Source organism: Agrobacterium sp. ST15.13.013 (genome assembly GCF_027956525.1).
Taxonomy (GTDB): Bacteria; Pseudomonadota; Alphaproteobacteria; order Rhizobiales; family Rhizobiaceae; genus Agrobacterium; species Agrobacterium salinitolerans.
Genome location: NZ_JAQKGP010000009.1, coordinates 140753 through 157428 on the forward strand (window position 1 = coordinate 140753; position 16676 = coordinate 157428).

At 59.4% G+C, this 16676-nt stretch carries 17 protein-coding genes; 7 read left to right on the forward strand and 10 right to left on the reverse strand.

The window, feature by feature from the left end; genetic code table 11:
• Positions 1-51 precede the first annotated feature (51 nt).
• Entirely contained in the window at positions 52-552 is a 501-nt protein-coding gene (locus tag PL597_RS11735) for a YciE/YciF ferroxidase family protein (protein ID WP_137412461.1), read from the reverse strand.
• Positions 553-724: 172 nt separating this feature from the next.
• Between PL597_RS11735 and PL597_RS11740 the strand changes: the two genes are divergently transcribed.
• Positions 725-1210: an MgtC/SapB family protein gene (locus PL597_RS11740; protein ID WP_137412460.1), complete on the forward strand. Its 486-nt coding sequence runs from the start codon at positions 725-727 to the stop codon at positions 1208-1210.
• Positions 1211-1216: 6 nt separating this feature from the next.
• Here PL597_RS11740 and PL597_RS11745 read toward each other — a convergent pair whose 3' ends face one another.
• From PL597_RS11745 to PL597_RS11770, 6 genes are read right to left on the reverse strand one after another with little or no spacing between them, the layout of a single operon-like run.
• The gene (locus PL597_RS11745; RefSeq protein ID WP_137412459.1) at positions 1217-2443 is read right to left on the reverse strand and encodes an NAD(P)/FAD-dependent oxidoreductase; all 1227 of its coding nucleotides are present in this window, start codon (positions 2441-2443) and stop codon (positions 1217-1219) included.
• Positions 2444-2462: 19 nt separating this feature from the next.
• On the reverse strand, positions 2463-2873 hold the full coding sequence (locus PL597_RS11750; RefSeq protein ID WP_077984963.1) for a TIGR02588 family protein: 411 nt from the start codon (positions 2871-2873) through the stop codon (positions 2463-2465).
• A 7-nt stretch (positions 2874-2880) separates the two neighbouring features.
• Positions 2881-3741 carry a TIGR02587 family membrane protein gene (locus tag PL597_RS11755; RefSeq protein WP_137412458.1) on the reverse strand — a complete coding sequence of 287 codons (861 nt, stop codon included), beginning with the start codon at positions 3739-3741 and terminating at the stop codon, positions 2881-2883.
• Positions 3742-3794: 53 nt separating this feature from the next.
• Positions 3795-4235: a PPC domain-containing DNA-binding protein gene (locus PL597_RS11760; protein WP_137412457.1), complete on the reverse strand. Its 441-nt coding sequence runs from the start codon at positions 4233-4235 to the stop codon at positions 3795-3797.
• Between the two features lie 59 nt (positions 4236-4294).
• Positions 4295-4855: a type 1 glutamine amidotransferase domain-containing protein gene (locus PL597_RS11765; protein WP_137412456.1), complete on the reverse strand. Its 561-nt coding sequence runs from the start codon at positions 4853-4855 to the stop codon at positions 4295-4297.
• A gap of 18 nt (positions 4856-4873) precedes the next feature.
• On the reverse strand, positions 4874-5095 hold the full coding sequence (locus PL597_RS11770) for a hypothetical protein (RefSeq protein WP_191218066.1): 222 nt from the start codon (positions 5093-5095) through the stop codon (positions 4874-4876).
• 290 nt (positions 5096-5385) lie between these two features.
• Between PL597_RS11770 and PL597_RS11775 the strand changes: the two genes are divergently transcribed.
• The 3 genes from PL597_RS11775 to PL597_RS11785 are packed head-to-tail and all read left to right on the forward strand — an operon-like array spanning position 5386 to position 9147.
• Positions 5386-6216, forward strand: a complete 831-nt coding sequence (locus PL597_RS11775) for an N-formylglutamate amidohydrolase (protein ID WP_137412455.1) — start codon at positions 5386-5388, stop codon at positions 6214-6216.
• Positions 6213-8090: a flavohemoglobin expression-modulating QEGLA motif protein gene (locus PL597_RS11780; RefSeq protein ID WP_191218067.1), complete on the forward strand. Its 1878-nt coding sequence runs from the start codon at positions 6213-6215 to the stop codon at positions 8088-8090. Before PL597_RS11775 ends, PL597_RS11780 begins: the two co-directional genes overlap by 4 nt.
• 10 nt (positions 8091-8100) lie before the next feature.
• Positions 8101-9147, forward strand: coding sequence for a glutathione synthase (locus PL597_RS11785; RefSeq protein ID WP_137412453.1), 1047 nt, complete (start codon positions 8101-8103; stop codon positions 9145-9147).
• A gap of 6 nt (positions 9148-9153) precedes the next feature.
• Here the strand turns inward: PL597_RS11785 and PL597_RS11790 are convergent, their stop codons facing one another.
• Together PL597_RS11790 and PL597_RS11795 are read right to left on the reverse strand one after the other, a co-directional pair.
• Positions 9154-10173: an NAD-dependent epimerase gene (locus tag PL597_RS11790; RefSeq protein ID WP_191218068.1), complete on the reverse strand. Its 1020-nt coding sequence runs from the start codon at positions 10171-10173 to the stop codon at positions 9154-9156.
• A gap of 86 nt (positions 10174-10259) precedes the next feature.
• Positions 10260-11591 carry a UDP-glucose dehydrogenase family protein gene (locus tag PL597_RS11795; protein ID WP_137412451.1) on the reverse strand — a complete coding sequence of 444 codons (1332 nt, stop codon included), beginning with the start codon at positions 11589-11591 and terminating at the stop codon, positions 10260-10262.
• 382 nt (positions 11592-11973) lie between these two features.
• Between PL597_RS11795 and PL597_RS11800 the strand changes: the two genes are divergently transcribed.
• Positions 11974-12861 carry a DMT family transporter gene (locus PL597_RS11800; RefSeq protein WP_077984955.1) on the forward strand — a complete coding sequence of 296 codons (888 nt, stop codon included), beginning with the start codon at positions 11974-11976 and terminating at the stop codon, positions 12859-12861.
• 104 nt (positions 12862-12965) lie between these two features.
• Positions 12966-13946 carry a glutathione S-transferase family protein gene (locus PL597_RS11805; RefSeq protein ID WP_191218069.1) on the forward strand — a complete coding sequence of 327 codons (981 nt, stop codon included), beginning with the start codon at positions 12966-12968 and terminating at the stop codon, positions 13944-13946.
• 12 nt (positions 13947-13958) lie between these two features.
• On the opposite strand, the gene PL597_RS11810 is transcribed toward PL597_RS11805, so the two are convergent.
• Positions 13959-14861, reverse strand: coding sequence for a LysR family transcriptional regulator (locus tag PL597_RS11810; protein WP_077984953.1), 903 nt, complete (start codon positions 14859-14861; stop codon positions 13959-13961).
• Between the two features lie 201 nt (positions 14862-15062).
• Here PL597_RS11810 and amaB point away from each other — a divergent pair, with 201 nt between their 5' ends.
• On the forward strand, positions 15063-16592 hold the full coding sequence (amaB, locus tag PL597_RS11815) for an L-piperidine-6-carboxylate dehydrogenase (RefSeq protein WP_191218070.1): 1530 nt from the start codon (positions 15063-15065) through the stop codon (positions 16590-16592).
• Positions 16593-16676 lie beyond the last annotated feature (84 nt).

The window sequence follows — 16676 nt, forward strand, 5'->3', positions numbered from 1 at the left end:
AAAAAACCGGAATGGGTAACCATTCCGGTTTTTGTTTTGGATGAGAGCGCCTTACGCCGCCTTTTTCTCTGCGGCGGCATTAACGGAGGTCTTGGCGAGCGCTGTCAGGGCCTCGTCGGTCTTGGACTCTTCCTTGAGCGTGGCATCCAGCAGTGCGACGGCCTTTGTGTGGCCAAGCTTTTCCGCCCATGCCTTCAGAGTGCCATAGCGGGCGATCTCGTAGTGCTCGACCGCCTGTGCCGAGGAGACAAGGCCGGCATCGAGAGCGGGCGTTCCCTTGAAATCCTCAATGATCTCTTCGCCTTCGGCGATGATGCCCTGAATGGCTTCGCAGGTCTTGCCCTGAGCCCGCTTGCCAATGATTTCGAACACTTCCTGCAGGCGTTCGATTTGGCCCTGGGTTTCTTCTTTGTGCTTTTCAAAAGCCTGTTTCAGCTTCGGGTCGGTGGCCGCCCGGGCCATTTTCGGCAGGGCTTTCAGTATCTGCCTCTCGGCGTAATAGATATCCTTCAGCGTGTCATAAAACAGGTCGTCGAGTTTCTTCTCGGCCATTGGTCCTTCTCCCATGTGTGAAAATATGTGACGTGCGCCCATGCGCACGGGAGGCAAACCCTTTGCCTCGGCCATAGTTCCGGCTCTGTTGCGCGCAACGTTTATATTGCCGAGTGGAACCAACACGTCTCCTTAAACTTAGTGTGAAGAAATTGCCGGAGGAGATGCGACCTTGCCCCAAAGCCTAGCAGAAGAATTTTCGATGAATATTTCCATCCCCTTCGAGGTGCTGCTGGTGCGTGTGTTCGGCGCGGTCATCCTGTGCGGCCTGATCGGTCTGGAACGGGAGTTTCACAAGAACACCGCTGGACTGCGCACCAACATGCTGATCGGCCTCGCCGCCGTCACCTTTTGCGTCATCACCGTTCATATGATGGAGACAATGGCGGAAGGTCATGAAGCCGCACGGCTCGATCCCATCCGGTTGGTGGAGGCGGTGACGGCCGGCATCGCCTTTCTCGCGGCGGGTGTGGTCGTTTATACCAGAGGCGATGTCAAAGGCTTGACGACGGGCGCCAGCATGTGGCTTTCGGCGGCAATCGGCCTTTCGGCCGGCCTTGGCATGTGGCCGCTTGCCCTTCTTGCTTCGGGGATGGGTATTGTCGTCCTGTGGACGCTGCGCCGCATGCAGGTGGCGGCGGGCATCAAGGAGGACTAAACGACATCAGCCGAAGCGGAAAAGATCGGCATCGGGGTCCTTGCCGCCATTGACGGCGGCGGCCACGATTTCAGCGGCGATCTGGCTGAAGGTAATGCCGTTGCCGCCAAAACCCATCACTGCATAAACGTTGTTCATTCCGGGCACCGGGCCAATCAGCGGCAGACCGGTGGTGGTCGTGCCGAAGGCCGCCGCCCAGCGATATTCCGGTTCTCCCACATCGATGCCGAGAAGCTTTTCGATCTTGCGACGGATCGTTTCCGCCTTGGCGGCGAGCTTGTGCTCCGACTGGTAGGCGGTGGGGTTTTCCTCGTCCTCGCCTCCGGCGATCATCCGCCCCTCCCGGTCGGTGCGCAGGTAGAGATAGGGATCGGAGGCCTCCCAGACGATGTGGTTCTCCAGCCAGTCGGGCAGGTCAAGCCCCTTTCTGCTCGCCAGCGCCCAGGTGGAAATGATCTGGTGCTTCGGGCTTTCGAGCATTTTCAGAAATTCATAGCCGGTGCAGAAAACGACATTGCGTGCGGAAAGGATTTTGCCACCGGCGGTGGCGAGGACAACCGCGTCGCCGAAGTTTCTAAGATCGGTGATCTCAAGCTGCGAGACGATTTCGGCGCCCGCGCCCGCCGTGTGGCGCAAAAGGCCGGCCGTCAGCTGTGCGGGATTGGCGGAGGCCGAGATGTCGCTGAGGATGGCCCCGGTCCGGTGCATGCCGTATTGCTCTCTCAGTTCCGCAGCGGTGAGGAAACGGGCCTCGATGCCCGCTTCTTTGCGGGCATCCGCTTCGGCTTTCAATGCGCGCGATCCCATGTCGTCTCCGGCGAGATAAAGCGCCTGTTTGCGCTTCATGCTGCAGGAAATGCCGAGCGAGGAGACGATTTCCTCCAGCCGCAGGACGGCGCGGGCGGAACGCTGCCATGCCCTGTCAGCCGCGTGCCTGCCGATCATCTTTCGAAGCTGCGTCAGCGGCGTATCGATCTCGTGCTGGATCATCGCGGTGCTGGCGACACTGCTACCCATGACCGGTTCACGCCGGTCAACGATCAACATGGATTGACCTGGCCGTTGCAGGGCGTGGGATACGAGTGCGCCGCTGATGCCGGCGCCGACGACAATCGTATCGTAATTGTCGGCCTCCGGCATGCGCCTGCTGCGGACTCCGATACGCGGGCTATCCGCCCACACGGGTTTTGAGTCCCTGAGGTCACGTTCTCTTGTCAGTTCCGATGTCGGCATGAAATCATCCTGAAAGGTGTCACGGCTCGGTATAGCCGGCGACATTGATGGTGAGCGTTGCGCTGCGGGGATCGTTGCGGAAGAAAAGCGTGCCGGTGTCGCGAGACTCCGAGGCGACGTAATCGAATGTCACATCGGCGCTCTCCAGCGTTGCGTCGTTTTGCTGCAGGTCGCCGCGCACCTGCACTTGCGCCGCCGTCGTCATGGAAAGGTTGCGGATGTCGAATTTCACCCGGTATTGCCCGGGTTGCCCCTCTACGCCGGTAACGGCGATGTCGAAGCGGGCATCCTCCGGCCTGTAGCGATAAATGTCATAACCGATCGAGCCTAGCATGGCGGCGACCAGAAGCGTGCAGATGGTTCCCGTCACCCATTCGATCCAATGCGGATCGGCGCTTTCCATCTGTTTTCCGTTTTTGGATATCGTCATCTTGTCCTCACAGGATCAGCCGGGCCGACGCCGCGCCGATCGAGGCGGGCACGCCGAGAATGACGGCGGCATTCATGATCTGCGATAGCGAGGTGTGGTCGAGGCGCTCGAAGGTCCAAAGCGTATAGATGCTAATGGCGATGGCGACGACATAGCCGGGCAGGGTGAAGCGGATGAAGGATTGCCACCACTTCTGCCCTTCGTGCAGCTGGTGCGAGCCCTTGAAGTGAAGCGCGTAGACAAAGCCATGCATGATGGCGATCGACAGTAGGCAAAGCGCCAGAATGTGATAGGGCGTCACCTTATAGGCGATCAGGATCATTTCTTCCGTCGGGGCGACATTGAGGCCGAGGAAAAGCGCGCCGACCATCATCATGAACAGTTCGTGCAGATAACCCGTCTCGCCCGAATATTCGCCCTCCTCTTCATCCTTCGTATCAGAATGCTGACCGAGCTGGCTGCGCCCAAGCAGCGCGCCGATGCTGGCTGGAACGGATTGCAACGCAATCTTGGCGATGAAGTTGGAGGCGGTGATCTGGTCGTTCAGAATGCCGAACAGCAGGAGTACGGCGGCGCTGACGGCGATGCCCAGCCCATAGGCCGTTATCGCGTCGCGCAGCGCCTGGCTCCAGGAGTAAACATTCTCGAAACCGATGCGGCGGGCGAGAAGCAGCAGCAGCGGCAGGTTGAGGATGCAAAGCAGAAAAAGCCGCCATGAATTGATGTAAAGGCCGAGAAACCACATTTCCATGGTCATCAGCATGGGCAGGGCAAACAGCAATGCACCCGCCGTGCCGCGTGCGAGACCGATCAGAAATTGCCCGACCTCGTCATCATCCGCATCTCTTCGATTGATCGCCGCCACCATGCTACCCCCTGTCCAGAGCGATAACGCAATGGTGTTTTTCCGGTTCCGTGGGTTTATTTCGCGGGATCGATGAGAGCGATGCCGAATTCCCGGCGATAACTGCGCCGCAACTCCGCAGGTGTTTCGCGGATGACGACTTCCAGTGTTGGCCGCACCACTCCTTTGAGAAAATGGCCGCCCTTCGTGGAGCCGTCGGCAAAGCCCAGAACCACATGCAGGTGCGGATTGGGTGTGTCGTTCTCGTCAAGGGTAATATCGCCGAGCAGGCTCAGAACCTCGCTCTGGTCGGTGACCGGTATTTCATTGTAGTTCCGCGTCGAAAGGTCGAAAAAGGCGAGGGTCGCCGTGGCGAAAGCCCCGATCGCGCTCACCGAGGCGGCGTTGATGTTCTCGGCCTTGGCAAAGCGCCTGATAGCCTCGAATGCTTCTTCTTCGGGATCAATGACGAGGATGAAGGTACGCTCCGCGCCGCTTGCCAGCAATCTGCTTTTCATGTCTTCCTCCCAAATAGAAGTGCCGCCGGAAAACCGGCGGCACGGGAAAGGTGCGTGTCTTAAGCAGCGCGGCGTTCGTGACGGCCTTCCTCGACCTCTTCCACGATCTTGGCGACAAAGGCGTCGAGATCGTCAGGGCTGCGGGAGGTAACGATCCCCTTGTCCGTTACCACCTTTTCATCCTTCCAGTTGGCGCCGGCATTCTTGAGGTCGGTCTTGATCGACCAATAGGAGGTGGCGTCGCGGCCACGCAGGGCGTCGGCTTCTACAAGCAGCCACGGTGCATGGCAGATGGCGGCGACCACCTTGCCGGATTTGACGAAATCGCGGACCACCCGCATCGCATCCTCGTCGTGACGCAGAATATCTGGGTTGATCTGGCCGCCGGGAAGAACCAGCGCGTCAAAATCTTCCGCTTTGACGGCTTTCGCCAAGAGATCGACGGCGATGCTGTCGCCCCAGTTCTTCTTGTCCCAGCTCTTGATCTCGCCCTCCTCGATGGAGGCGATCTTCACGTCTGCACCTTTGGCCTTCAGCTGGTCATAGGGCACGCGCAATTCGGAACGCTCATAGCCGTCCGTTGCGAGAATGAGGATTTTTGCGGCGTTGATAGCAGTCATGTCTTTCTCCTTGTAGGTTTAGTCGTCCTTGTCGGAATTGATAGATGGCAGGAAAAACTCCACGTCTTTGCGGCGCTCCGCATCGAGATTTTCGATATGCGTTTGCCAAAACCGTTCGGCCTCCGCCGGTTCGTGCTCCCATTGGCGCACGAAGGTCTTGTTATCGTCGATCATCACCTGACGCGTGCCGCCGAGACGCAGATATTCTTCCGCAAGTTCGCGTGTTTCGGTCTTTTCCATGTCGCGGCTCCTTGTGCGTCGAAAGCGGGAACGGAGGGGCGCCGGATGGGTAAGAAGCTCGGCTGCCGTTTCGTTGGCCATCGGGAGAAAACGGAAAAATCCCGATGTTCTTCAGCGCCATCGCGTCCGTTTGACACGGCGGCCCCTCCAGTTGGAACAACGTGATCTTTCCGGTAAGGTTCCGTAGTTTTCCGGCGGCGTCATTGCCGAGCGGAATGTATCGCACGCAATTTTTCACCGGAACAAACGGGCATGTCCCGCTGTTTTATCCCCGATGCAGGGGAGGCGGCATGGCAGCCAGACAGAGCGACGGTGAATACCGGAATAACCACGAAAACAAAGGCTTCTGGTCGATCGATTTCGGCGGCTCGCCCGTTATCGGCACGGCCATCCATGACGGCCATCGCATTAGACCTGACGTGTCGCGGCTCATGGCCCTTTCCCCGGAACAGAGGCTGAGGGAGGAAGACCCTTTCACCGGTGAGATGATCGCCGGGCTGACGAACCGCATCGTCGTTCACCATTCACGTTTCGAAATCGATCTCAACCGAGCGGCCGATCAGGCGATCTATCTGAAGCCGGAACAATCCTGGGGGCTTGAGGTCTGGAAAGAAGAGCCGGCGCAGGAAGCCGTCCGGCAGTCGCTCGACTTTCACGCCGACTATTACACGATGCTGGAGACTATGCTCTCCGCAATCGAAAGGCGGCATGGGGCTTTCGTGGTGCTTGATATACACAGCTATAATCATCGCCGGCAGGGTGCGGCCGCGCCACCGACGGCGCAGGCGGAAGCGCCCGATATCAATATAGGCACCTTCTCCATGGATCGCAGCCGCTGGGGCGATATCGTGAGCGCGGTCGGGCGCCATTTCGCGTCAGCGACCATCGGCGAACGCCACCTCGATGTTCGCGAGAACGTGGCGTTTCAGGGCAAGGGAGAGCAGACCCGTTTCATCCACGAAAGGTTCGCAGAAAATGGTTGCGCCATCGCAATCGAGTTCAAGAAATTTTTCATGGACGAGTGGACGGGAAAGCCGGATGAGCGTGTGGTGGCGGATATTCGCCAAGCGATTGCGGCACTCCAGCCAGTAATCGAAGAATGTCTGAGGTCGCGGCGATGAACCCTTCATCCGCCCCCAGCGCGCCCTCTCCCATCGCCGATCTGGTCGATGACGTCGTGTCCTGCCTTGAGGCCGGCAAGGCCATCCGCCGCGATGTCGACAAAGACGGTCGTCTGCATATCGACCGGCCGCTGCCGTTCCTGTGCCTGCATCTGACCGGCGGCACGAAAAATCTCGCCGCCCGCGATATCGCCGCCGCCCATGCCTCCTATCTGATCGTGCCGACCATTCAGGAGGCGGCGCCGCTGATCGAGGCTATTGGCACGGTCATGCGGCAGCGTTTCGGCGCCTTCATCGTGCTCGATATCGGCGAACTGGAGCATGACATCCTGCTGGCCGACGATTCGCCTTTCCTGCCGCATTTTGAGGTTTCGGTCTCCGCCACGTCAGAACCGGAAACCCAGAAAGCGCGTCGGGTCTTCATAAAGGCAGTCTGCGATGCCGAGGTACGCTTTCGTACGCCGCGCATCACCCGGCCGGAACCGGAAGCCGATCCGATCCTCCGGTTTCAGAATGCCGGGCTGGATTTTCCCTGCATCAGCGTGCGTTTTGCGCCGATCTATCGCCAGCCGGAATCCGGTGCCGATTATCCCGGTTTGCGGGAGACGATGATCGCCGATCTTTTCGATGCGGGTTTGCAGGCCTTTTCGTCTTTTTCCTCCGATATGGATGCGTTAAACGTCGCCAGTCACAGGGCGCTGGGCCGCAAGGCCTTTGTCGATGCGGTGAAACGCGCCGACCGATCTATCGACGACATCGTCTCGTCGTTCGATTTTCTACTCTCCGTCACGCCCATCAATGCGCGACGGGCCTTCGAGGAGTTTCGCGACGGCGGCTTCCAATACGCGCCGCGCCTGCTTTACCGACCGCTGGGCGTGGATGTGGAAGAGCAGAAGCGCAAGCTTTATTCCGTCGCCTTCGATCACCTCGAAGACCCTGTGCTCTATCATCTTTATCGGGAGAAACAGCGGGAGATCGATCTGCAGCTGACGATGCTGGCCAGCCTGCATCATCGTACCTTCACCGATTTCTCCCGCGCGCTCTACGGCGCCGTCGAACCCGCGCTTCTGACGCTGGCGCTTCATGTGCTCAAGGATTGCCCGCGCGGGCAGGAAAGTGGCGAAATCGCCATGGTCGATTGTTATGCTGTCGCGAAGAAGTCGCGCGAGATGGTCGAGACCTATCTGGCGGAAGAACCGGAGTTCAAGGCGCGCGTCGAAATCCGCGACGACCTGCCGCCGGGGATGATGGTGACGGGCGAGAAGCTTTTGATCTCCCGCCATACCGTCATGGAACAGCGCCGTGTCGAGGCGCTGCTGTCGCATGAGATCGGGGTGCATCTTCTCACCTATTTCAATGGCTCGTTTCAGGGGTTGCGGCTCTTCCGCACCGGCCTTTCCGGTTACGAAGGCGTGCAGGAGGGGCTGGCAGTGCTGGCGGAATATCTGGCTGGCGGCATGACGCGTGAGCGCCTGCGGCTGATCGCTGGCCGCGTCGTCGGATGCGCCGCCATGCTGGATGGTGCAAGCTTCGTGGAGACCTTCCGTATCATGACCCGCGATCACGGGTTCGATGAGGCCGGCGCCTTCAACATGGTGCTGCGCATCTATCGCGGCGGCGGTCTCTCCAAGGATGCGATTTATCTGCGCGGGCTGGCCGAGGTGATGGACCATCTACGAAAGGGCGGGGCGCTCGATCCGTTCTGGATGGGTAAGATCGCCGCTTGGCATTTTCCTGTCATGCAGGAGCTGGCGTTGCGCGGCCTGTTACGTCCCCCTGGGATAAGGCCAGCATTTTTATTGCCCGCCAAGGCCAATGAGCGCCTGGAGAAAATCCGGGCGGGATTATCCATCGCCGAACTGGCGACTTTATAGGAGGGGCTTCATGCGTATCGCATTTTTCGTCAATTCCATCGAAACCGAGGGGCCGACCTTCGCCACGGGCCTGCTGGCCATGGCCGCGCTCAATCGCGGCCATGATGTGGTCTATCTGACACCGGGGGATTTTACCCTGCGCTCCGATGACACGCTGGCGGTTCATGCCACTGTTGTCCGTAAGGGAAAATACAAAAAGCCAGAGGCTTTCCATGTGGCACTCCAGGACAAGGCGCTTGAGCGCATGACCATGGACGTGGAGGAAATCGACGCGCTGATGCTGCGCAACGATCCGTCGCTCGACCAGACCACCCGGCCATGGGCCGTTCATGCCGGTATTCTGTTCGGCAGGCTTGCCGAGCAGCGCGGTGTGGTGGTGCTGAACGACCCCGAAGGTCTGGCGCTTGCGCAGAACAAGCTCTATTTCCAGAGCTTTCCTGAAATCGTTCGCCCGACGACGCTGATTTCCCGTAATGTCGAAGAAATCCGCGCCTTTGCCGATGCGCACCCGAAGGGCGTCATCGTCAAGCCGCTGCAGGGTTCCGGTGGCAAGAATGTTTTCAAGATCGGGTCGAGCAAGGAGACCAATCTCAATCAGATTTTCGAGGCGGTGAGCCTTGAGGGTTATCTGATCGCGCAGGCCTATCTGCCTGCCGCGAAAGAGGGTGATGTTCGGTTCTTCATGATGAACGGCAGGCCCCTGATGCGCGATGGCCAATATGCCGCGCTTCGACGGGTGCCGGCCAAGGGAGACCTGCGCTCCAACATCCACGCCAACGGCACCGCCGAGGCGGTGAAGGTGACGGATGAGATTGTCGAACTGGCTGAAATGATGCGTCCGAAGCTCGTGGAGGATGGCATGTTCCTTGTCGGCCTCGATATCGTCGGCGACAAGATATTGGAGGTGAACGTGTTTTCGCCGGGCGGGCTGTCGAATATCCTTGAACTCACCAATGTGGACTTCAGCGATACAATCATCGAGGCGGTGGAAACCAAGGTGTCGATGCAGGCGGCATCCGGTGGTGCCCTGTCGAACAGGCTGCTGGCGACACTCTGATTATTATTATTCTTTCAGTTTGCCGTTCATGTCGCGATACCAGGCGACGAGGGCCTTGATGCCCTCCTCGACCGGGGTCTGCGGCACATAACCGGTCAATGCCCTCAGGAGATCGGGCGAGGCGAAGGTGCGGGGAACATCGCCCTGCTGCATCGGCAGCATGTTGCGGATCGCCGGCTTGCCAACGGCCTTTTCGATCGTTTCGACAAAATGCATCAGTTCCACCGGCTGGCCGCCACCGATATTGACGACGCGGAAAGGTGCGTGGTGCGAAAGCGTGTCGGTCACGCCTTCCTGCGTCACACGGTTTTCCTCGGAGGGGATGATCTGGCTCAACCGGACAATGCCCTCCACCAGATCGTCGATATAGGTGAAATCACGGCTCATATTGCCTTGCCCGTAAATATCGATGGGCCGGCCGTTGGAAACGGCATCGACGAATTTGATCGGTGCCATGTCCGGCCGTCCCCACGGGCCGTAGACCGTGAAGAAGCGGAAGGCGGTGGTGGGCAGCTTGTGCAGATGCGCATAGCTGTGCGCCATCGACTCCATGGATTTTTTGGTGGCGGCGTAAAGCGTCATCGGCTCGTCGGCCTTGTCGCTTTCCGCAAACGGGATTTTCTCGTTGGCGCCGTAGATGGAGGAGGTAGACGCCAGCATCAGGTGCTTGACCTTAAGGCTTCTGGCGAGCTCCAGCATGTTGAACGAGCCGATGAGATTGGAATCGATATAGGCGCGCGGATTTTCAAGGCTGTAACGAACACCGGCCTGTGCGGCGAGGTGGATGATGATTTCCGGTTCTGCTGCTTCTGCCGCCCGCTTCAGCGCATCGGTATCTTCCAACATGCCGATCTCGGCCCGGAAGCCGTTGGAGCGGGCAAGTATTGCGTGGCGTTTTTCCTTGAGGCTGACATCGTAATATTTCGTCATGCCATCGAAGCCGGTGACAAAATGGCCGGCGTCCAGCAGCCGTTTCGCAACGTAAAAGCCGATGAATCCTGCCGTGCCGGTAACCAGATAACGCATGATGACTAAGTCCCGAATCCGTTGGTGCGTTTGCGGTTAGACCGAAGCGCGGAAAATCTTTTGATGAAATTGCGAAAGCGCAGTCTTCAGGTGCCGTTGCCCGGGCTGCCTTCATGCGGGCGGCCGACGGCGGCATAGATGAAGCCATGGCCGGCAACTTCATCCGTTCGGTAAATATTGCGCAGGTCCACGAGCACAGGGCTTTTCATGATGGCTTTGAGACGCGGCAGGTCGAGCGCGCGGAACTGGTTCCATTCCGTCACGATCACGACGGCGTCGGCGTTTTCCGCGGCTTCGTAAGGGCCTGCCGCATAGTCGATGTCTTCCATCAGATGCCGGGCATTCGCCATGCCTTCCGGATCGTAGCCCACCACTTTTGCGCCACCATCCTGCAAAGTCTGGATGATGGCGATTGCCGGGCTGTCGCGCATGTCGTCGGTATTCGGCTTGAAGGTGAGGCCAAGCACGGCGATCTTCTTGCCGCGCACATCGCCGCCCACAGCGTTGATGACCTTGCGGCCCATGGCGCGCTTGCGGTTGTCGTTGATGGCGATGGTGGTTTCGATCAGCCGCACCGGCGCATCATAATCCTGCGCGGTCTTGGCGAGCGCCAGCGTGTCCTTCGGGAAACAGGAGCCGCCATAACCGGGGCCGGCATGCAGGAATTTCGGGCCTATGCGGCCATCGAGACCGATGCCGCGCGAGACGTCCTGCACATTGGCGCCGACCTTCTCGCAGAGATCAGCCATTTCGTTGATAAAGGTGATCTTCATCGCCAGAAAGGCGTTGGCGGCATATTTGATGAGTTCGGAAGCGCGCCTTGTGGTGAAGAGCAGCGGTGACTGGTTGAGGTAAAGCGGGCGGTAAACCTCGGTCATGACGGGGCGGGCGCGCTCGTCCGAGAGGCCGACGACGATGCGGTCCGGCCGCTTGAAATCCTCAATGGCAGCCCCTTCGCGCAGGAATTCCGGGTTGGAGACCACGGCGAAATCGGCCGAGGGGTTCTCCTCGTGGATGATGCGTTCCACCTCGTCGCCGGTGCCGACGGGAACGGTGGATTTGGTGACGATGACAGTGAAGCCGTCAAGCGCATGGGCGATCTCTTTCGCCGCCGCATAGACATAACCGAGATCGGCATGGCCGTCGCCGCGTCGCGAGGGGGTGCCCACCGCGATGAAGACGACATCGGCATTGGCCACAGCTGCGGAAAGATCGGTCGTGAAGCTCAACCGACCGGCTTTGGCGTTGTTGGCGACGATTGTTTCGAGACCCGGCTCGAAGATGGGGATATGGCCGCTTTTCAGGGCTTCGATCTTCTCCGGCATCTTGTCGACGCAGACCACGTCATGGCCGAAATCGGCAAAACACGCGCCGGACACGAGGCCGACATAACCCGAACCGATCATCACAATCCGCATTCTTTTTCCTTTCGGTTAGCGAGGCCATGTTAACGCAGCAGCACCGGCCGGGGAAATCGGCGGGTGAAAAATCGCATGATGATGTTTAGCCGCCTTCATGTCCGTCGCCAAGCGCCACGATCAACACCGGCTAACCTCTTTCCATGACGGTGATGTGATGGCCGTGGCGGGACAAATTTGCCGCACCTTGCAGCCGATTGCATCGATGCTGTGAGATCGCCCATTTTTGCCCGTTTTGCGGCTTGCACTCATAGGTAGCCGGGTCTAGCCATAGGGTCGAGGATCAAATCTGCCAGACCGTCTGTCCCTTGGTTGGGGCGTCCAGGTCGCGTCACGCGGCCGGGGGATGCTTTGCATTGCGGTCGATGTTCGGGGAAGTCAAATGCAAAAGGGTTTTCTGCTCGGTCTGTTCGCTTATGCGACCTTTTCCATGGGCGATGCCACAATCAAGTCGCTGGGATCGCAGATCAGCGTTTTCGAAATCGGCTTTTTCAGCATTCTTTTCTCCGGCATCTTCATCTTCTTCAGCAAGCCGCGCGAAGAAAGGTGGCGCGAATTCTGGCGCATGAGCCGGCCCTTCGCCGTGCATGGGCGCGCCATCTCCGGGCTTTTCGCCGGTATTTTCGGAATCTATGCCTTCACCACCATTCCGCTGGCGGAAGCGTATGCGCTGATCTTCCTGTCGCCGCTCTTCGTGACCGTCCTTTCCGCCGCCGTGCTGAAGGAGAATATCGGCCCGTGGCGCTGGGCGGCGGTTCTGGCCGGCATCGTCGGTGTCATTCTCGTCGTGCGGCCGGGTTTCAAGACACTGGAGCTCGGGCATATTGCCGCCATCGGCGTGGCATTCCTTGCGGCCATGACCATCGTTCTTTTGCGCTCGCTGGCGGGTAAGGAAAAGCGCACCTCGATCATGGGCGTGCTGTTGATCTATGGTTTGACCTTTAATGGCATCGCGTCGATCCCCGATTTCGTCATGCCCAATCTTCACCAGTTGCTCGCCTTCGCTTTCATCGGGCTTTGCACGGCAACGGGCCAGATCACCCTTCTGGTCGCAACCCGCATCGCGCCGGCAAGCCAGATCGCGCCCTCGCATTATTCGCAAATCCTCTGGGCCGTGGCGATCGGCATTGCTTTCTTCCACGAATATCCTGACGCCACTGCTGTGCTTGGGCTCGCCGTCATCGCCGCATCGGGACTGCTGACGATGATCCGTGAGAAGGTAAGGCTCGGCACCGTGCGCTGGAACCCGTTTTTCCGCAATCGTCTTTGAGCTCACCCTTGATCGGAAACAGTGCGTCAACCGAAGCGCGGCTTGTGAAGCGGCGGCGACCCGGCCCATAAGGCTTTCATCTTTAGATGAACGGGGAGCCGCAAATGCTCGTGGATGGAAAATGGACCGCCGACTGGCATCCGGTGCAGGCGACCGACAAGAAGGGCGGCTTCGTTCGCCAGACCTCCGGCTTCCGCAACTGGGTGACGCCTGACGGTTCGGCGGGGCCGACGGGCGAGGGTGGTTTTGCGGCCGAAAGTGGCCGCTATCATCTTTATGTCGCGCTGATCTGCCCCTGGGCATCGCGCACGCTGATTGGCCGAAAGCTGAAGAAGCTGGAAGAGGTGATTTCCGTTTCCGTGGTCGAGCCGGCGCTTTCCGACGAGGGCTGGAAATTCGGCGACTATCCGGGTTCGGACCGCGATACGCTCAACGGCTTTACCTATATGCACGAGGCCTATACCAGGGCGGATCCGCATTATACCGGCCGCGCCACCGTGCCCGTGCTTTGGGACAAAAAAACAAAAACCATCGTCAACAACGAATCCGCCCATATTCTGCGCATGTTGAATTCCGGTTTCGGCGCTCTGGCCGATGATGGCGTGGACCTGTATCCGGAAGGTTTGCGCGATGAAATCGATGCTCTCAATGACCACATCTATCCGCGCCTCAACAACGGCGTTTACAGAACCGGTTTCGCCACCACGCAGGTGGCCTATGAAGAGGCCTTCGCCGACGTCTTCGCAACGCTTCAGGAGATTGAAAATCGTCTTGTCTCAGGCGGGCCTTTCCTTTTCGGCGATCTTCTGACCGAAACGGATGTCCGGCTTTTTGTGACGCTGGTGCGTTTCGACGCCGCCTATTACGGCCTGTTTAAATGCAATCTTCGCCGCATTGCCGATTATTCCGCGCTGCACGCCTATATGATGCGCGTGCTGAACGTTCCGGGCGTGCGCGACACGGTCAATATCGATCACATCAAGCGTGGTTATTATTCCATCAAGGCGCTCAATCCGACCCGTATCGTGCCTGTCGGCCCCGATCTTCCGGGACTTGACGGTGTTTCCCTTCGCCCTTTTCTCTGAGCAGATGATGGATTACACCGGCTTGCCGACCTGATCGAGCAGCCAGGCCTGAAAGGCGCGGGCCAGCGCATTGTCCTGCCGTCCTTCCGGCAGGGCGACGTAATAACTCTTGTCGGTTCGTAGGGGAATGTCGAAGACGATTTCGAGACGGCCGGAGGCGATCTCCGCCTCGATGAGATATTTTGGCAGAAGGGCAAAGCCGATGCCGCTCGCGGCTGCCTCGATGATCATCGAAAACTGGTCGAAACGGCTGCCCTGATAAGCGTTAGCCGCCGTCACACCGTTCATCTCCAGCCATTCCGTCCATAGTTTCGGCCGCGTCGTCACATGCAGGAGCGGTTGTCCGGTCAGGTCCTGCGGCACGCTCACGCTGGCGCGGCGCAGGAGGGTGGGGCTCGCAACCGGCACGATCACCTCGTTGCATAAAAATGTGCAGGTGCCATGCGCCCAGACCGGCTGGCCGTAATGAATGGCGAGATCGAAACCTTCCTCATCGAAATCGAAGGGGTGGGAGCGCGAGCCGATAGTGATTGCCACATCAGGATTGTTGTCGATGAAGCGGCGGAGGCGCGGCATCAGCCAACGGCTGCCGAATGTCGGCAATGTCGCGACGGAAAGCGATGCGTGCGATGTTCCGGCTGAAACCGCGCGCACCATCAGCTGTTCGGACTGCTGCAACAGGCGTCGCACGTCCGGCAGGAATTTGCGGCCCGCCTCCGAGAGCACGACCCGCCTGCGGATGCGCTCGAAAAGCTGCATTCCCGTCTGCGCTTCGAGTTCACCGATCTGCCGGCTCACCGCGCTCTGCGTGAGGTTGAGTTCTTCCGCCGCACGCGTAAAATTGCCGTGCCGCGCCGCGCATTCGAACGCTTGCAGGGTAACGATGTCAGGGACCAGTCTTCTGCGCGGATCCATTCCATTCTCGCATCAACTTACCCGCTTTCCTCATTAGAAAGCGTTATTGTAGCCATATATGATTACGGGAAAGAATGGAACGGTGCAAAGCGCCAGTTCCAGAGAACGGATGACAAATTCGGGGAAAGAAAAGTGACGGGAGTTGAAAGCGCCGCATCAAAACGGCCTTTCCTCCCTTTTTTAGCCAAAAGGACGACGGATATGGATGCGACCACGAAGCTCGATGTGAAACAGGAAGCGGCGGCCCTGCTCGACAGGATGGGCGTTGCCCGCGAACTTTATACCAGCGGCGATATGGCGTCCTTCAGCCCGGTGACGGGTGAGCAGGTCGCGAGCCTGAAGACCGTTTCGGTCGAAGGTGTCGCAGCCGTGATCGACCGGGCCGACGCCGCCTTCAAGGCATGGCGCAGTGTGCCGGCTCCCCGTCGTGGTGAGTTGATCCGGCTGCTCGGTGAGGAACTGCGCGCCTTCAAAAGCGATCTCGGCCGTCTCGTGTCGCTGGAAGCGGGCAAGATTCCGTCCGAAGGTCTCGGCGAAGTGCAGGAAATGATCGACATCTGCGATTTCGCCGTCGGTCTTTCCCGCCAGCTTTATGGTCTCACGATCGCCACCGAACGTCCAGGCCACCGCATGATGGAAACCTGGCATCCGCTTGGCGTTGTCGGCGTCATCTCCGCCTTCAATTTCCCGGTCGCGGTATGGTCGTGGAATGCGGCGCTCGCCATTGTCTGCGGCAATTCGGTGGTCTGGAAGCCTTCGGAGAAGACCCCGCTGACGGCACTTGCCGTTCAGGGCATCTTTGAGCGCGCCGCCGCCCGCTTCGGCGATGCGCCGGAAGGTCTCTCGCAGCTTCTGATCGGCGACCGCGCCGTTGGCGAGGCATTGGTGGATAATCCCAAGGTGCCGCTCGTCTCGGCCACCGGTTCCACCCGCATGGGCCGTGATGTCGGCCCGCGTCTGGCGAAACGCTTCGCCCGCGCCATTCTGGAACTCGGCGGCAACAATGCCGGTATCGTCTGCCCTTCCGCCGATCTCGACATGGCGCTGCGCGCCATCGCCTTCGGTGCCATGGGCACGGCCGGTCAGCGCTGCACCACACTTCGCCGTCTCTTCGTGCATGACAGTGTCTATGACCAGCTCGTACCGCGCCTGAAAAAGGCCTATGCATCCGTTTCCGTCGGCAACCCGCTGGAAACCTCCGCACTCGTCGGTCCGCTGGTCGACAAGGCGGCTTTTGACAGCATGCAGAAGGCCCTCGAAGCGGCGAAAGCGCATGATGGCGTGGTGAATGGCGGCGGCCGCGTGGATACGGGTGCGCCTGATGCCTATTACGTCCAGCCGGCGCTTGTCGAAATGCCGAAGCAGGCGGGGCCTGTGCTGGAAGAGACTTTCGCGCCGATCCTTTACGTCATGAAATACAGCGATCTCGATCAGGCGATCGACGACCACAACGCCGTTGCCGCCGGTCTTTCGTCATCGATCTTCACCCGCGACATGCAGGAATCGGAACGGTTCCTGTCGTCGGAGGGCTCCGATTGCGGCATTGCCAACGTCAATATCGGCACTTCGGGTGCGGAAATCGGCGGCGCCTTCGGTGGCGAGAAGGAAACCGGCGGCGGCCGTGAATCCGGCTCCGACGCCTGGAAGGCCTATATGCGCCGCGCCACCAACACCATCAACTACTCCAAGGCGCTGCCGCTGGCACAGGGTGTTTCGTTCGATATCGAATAATCGCCTCTTCCAGAGAGAAATTGATCCACCATGCCGGCGCGGCTTCATCCACGCCGGCATTTCTATTCGCCGTGGCGGCACCAA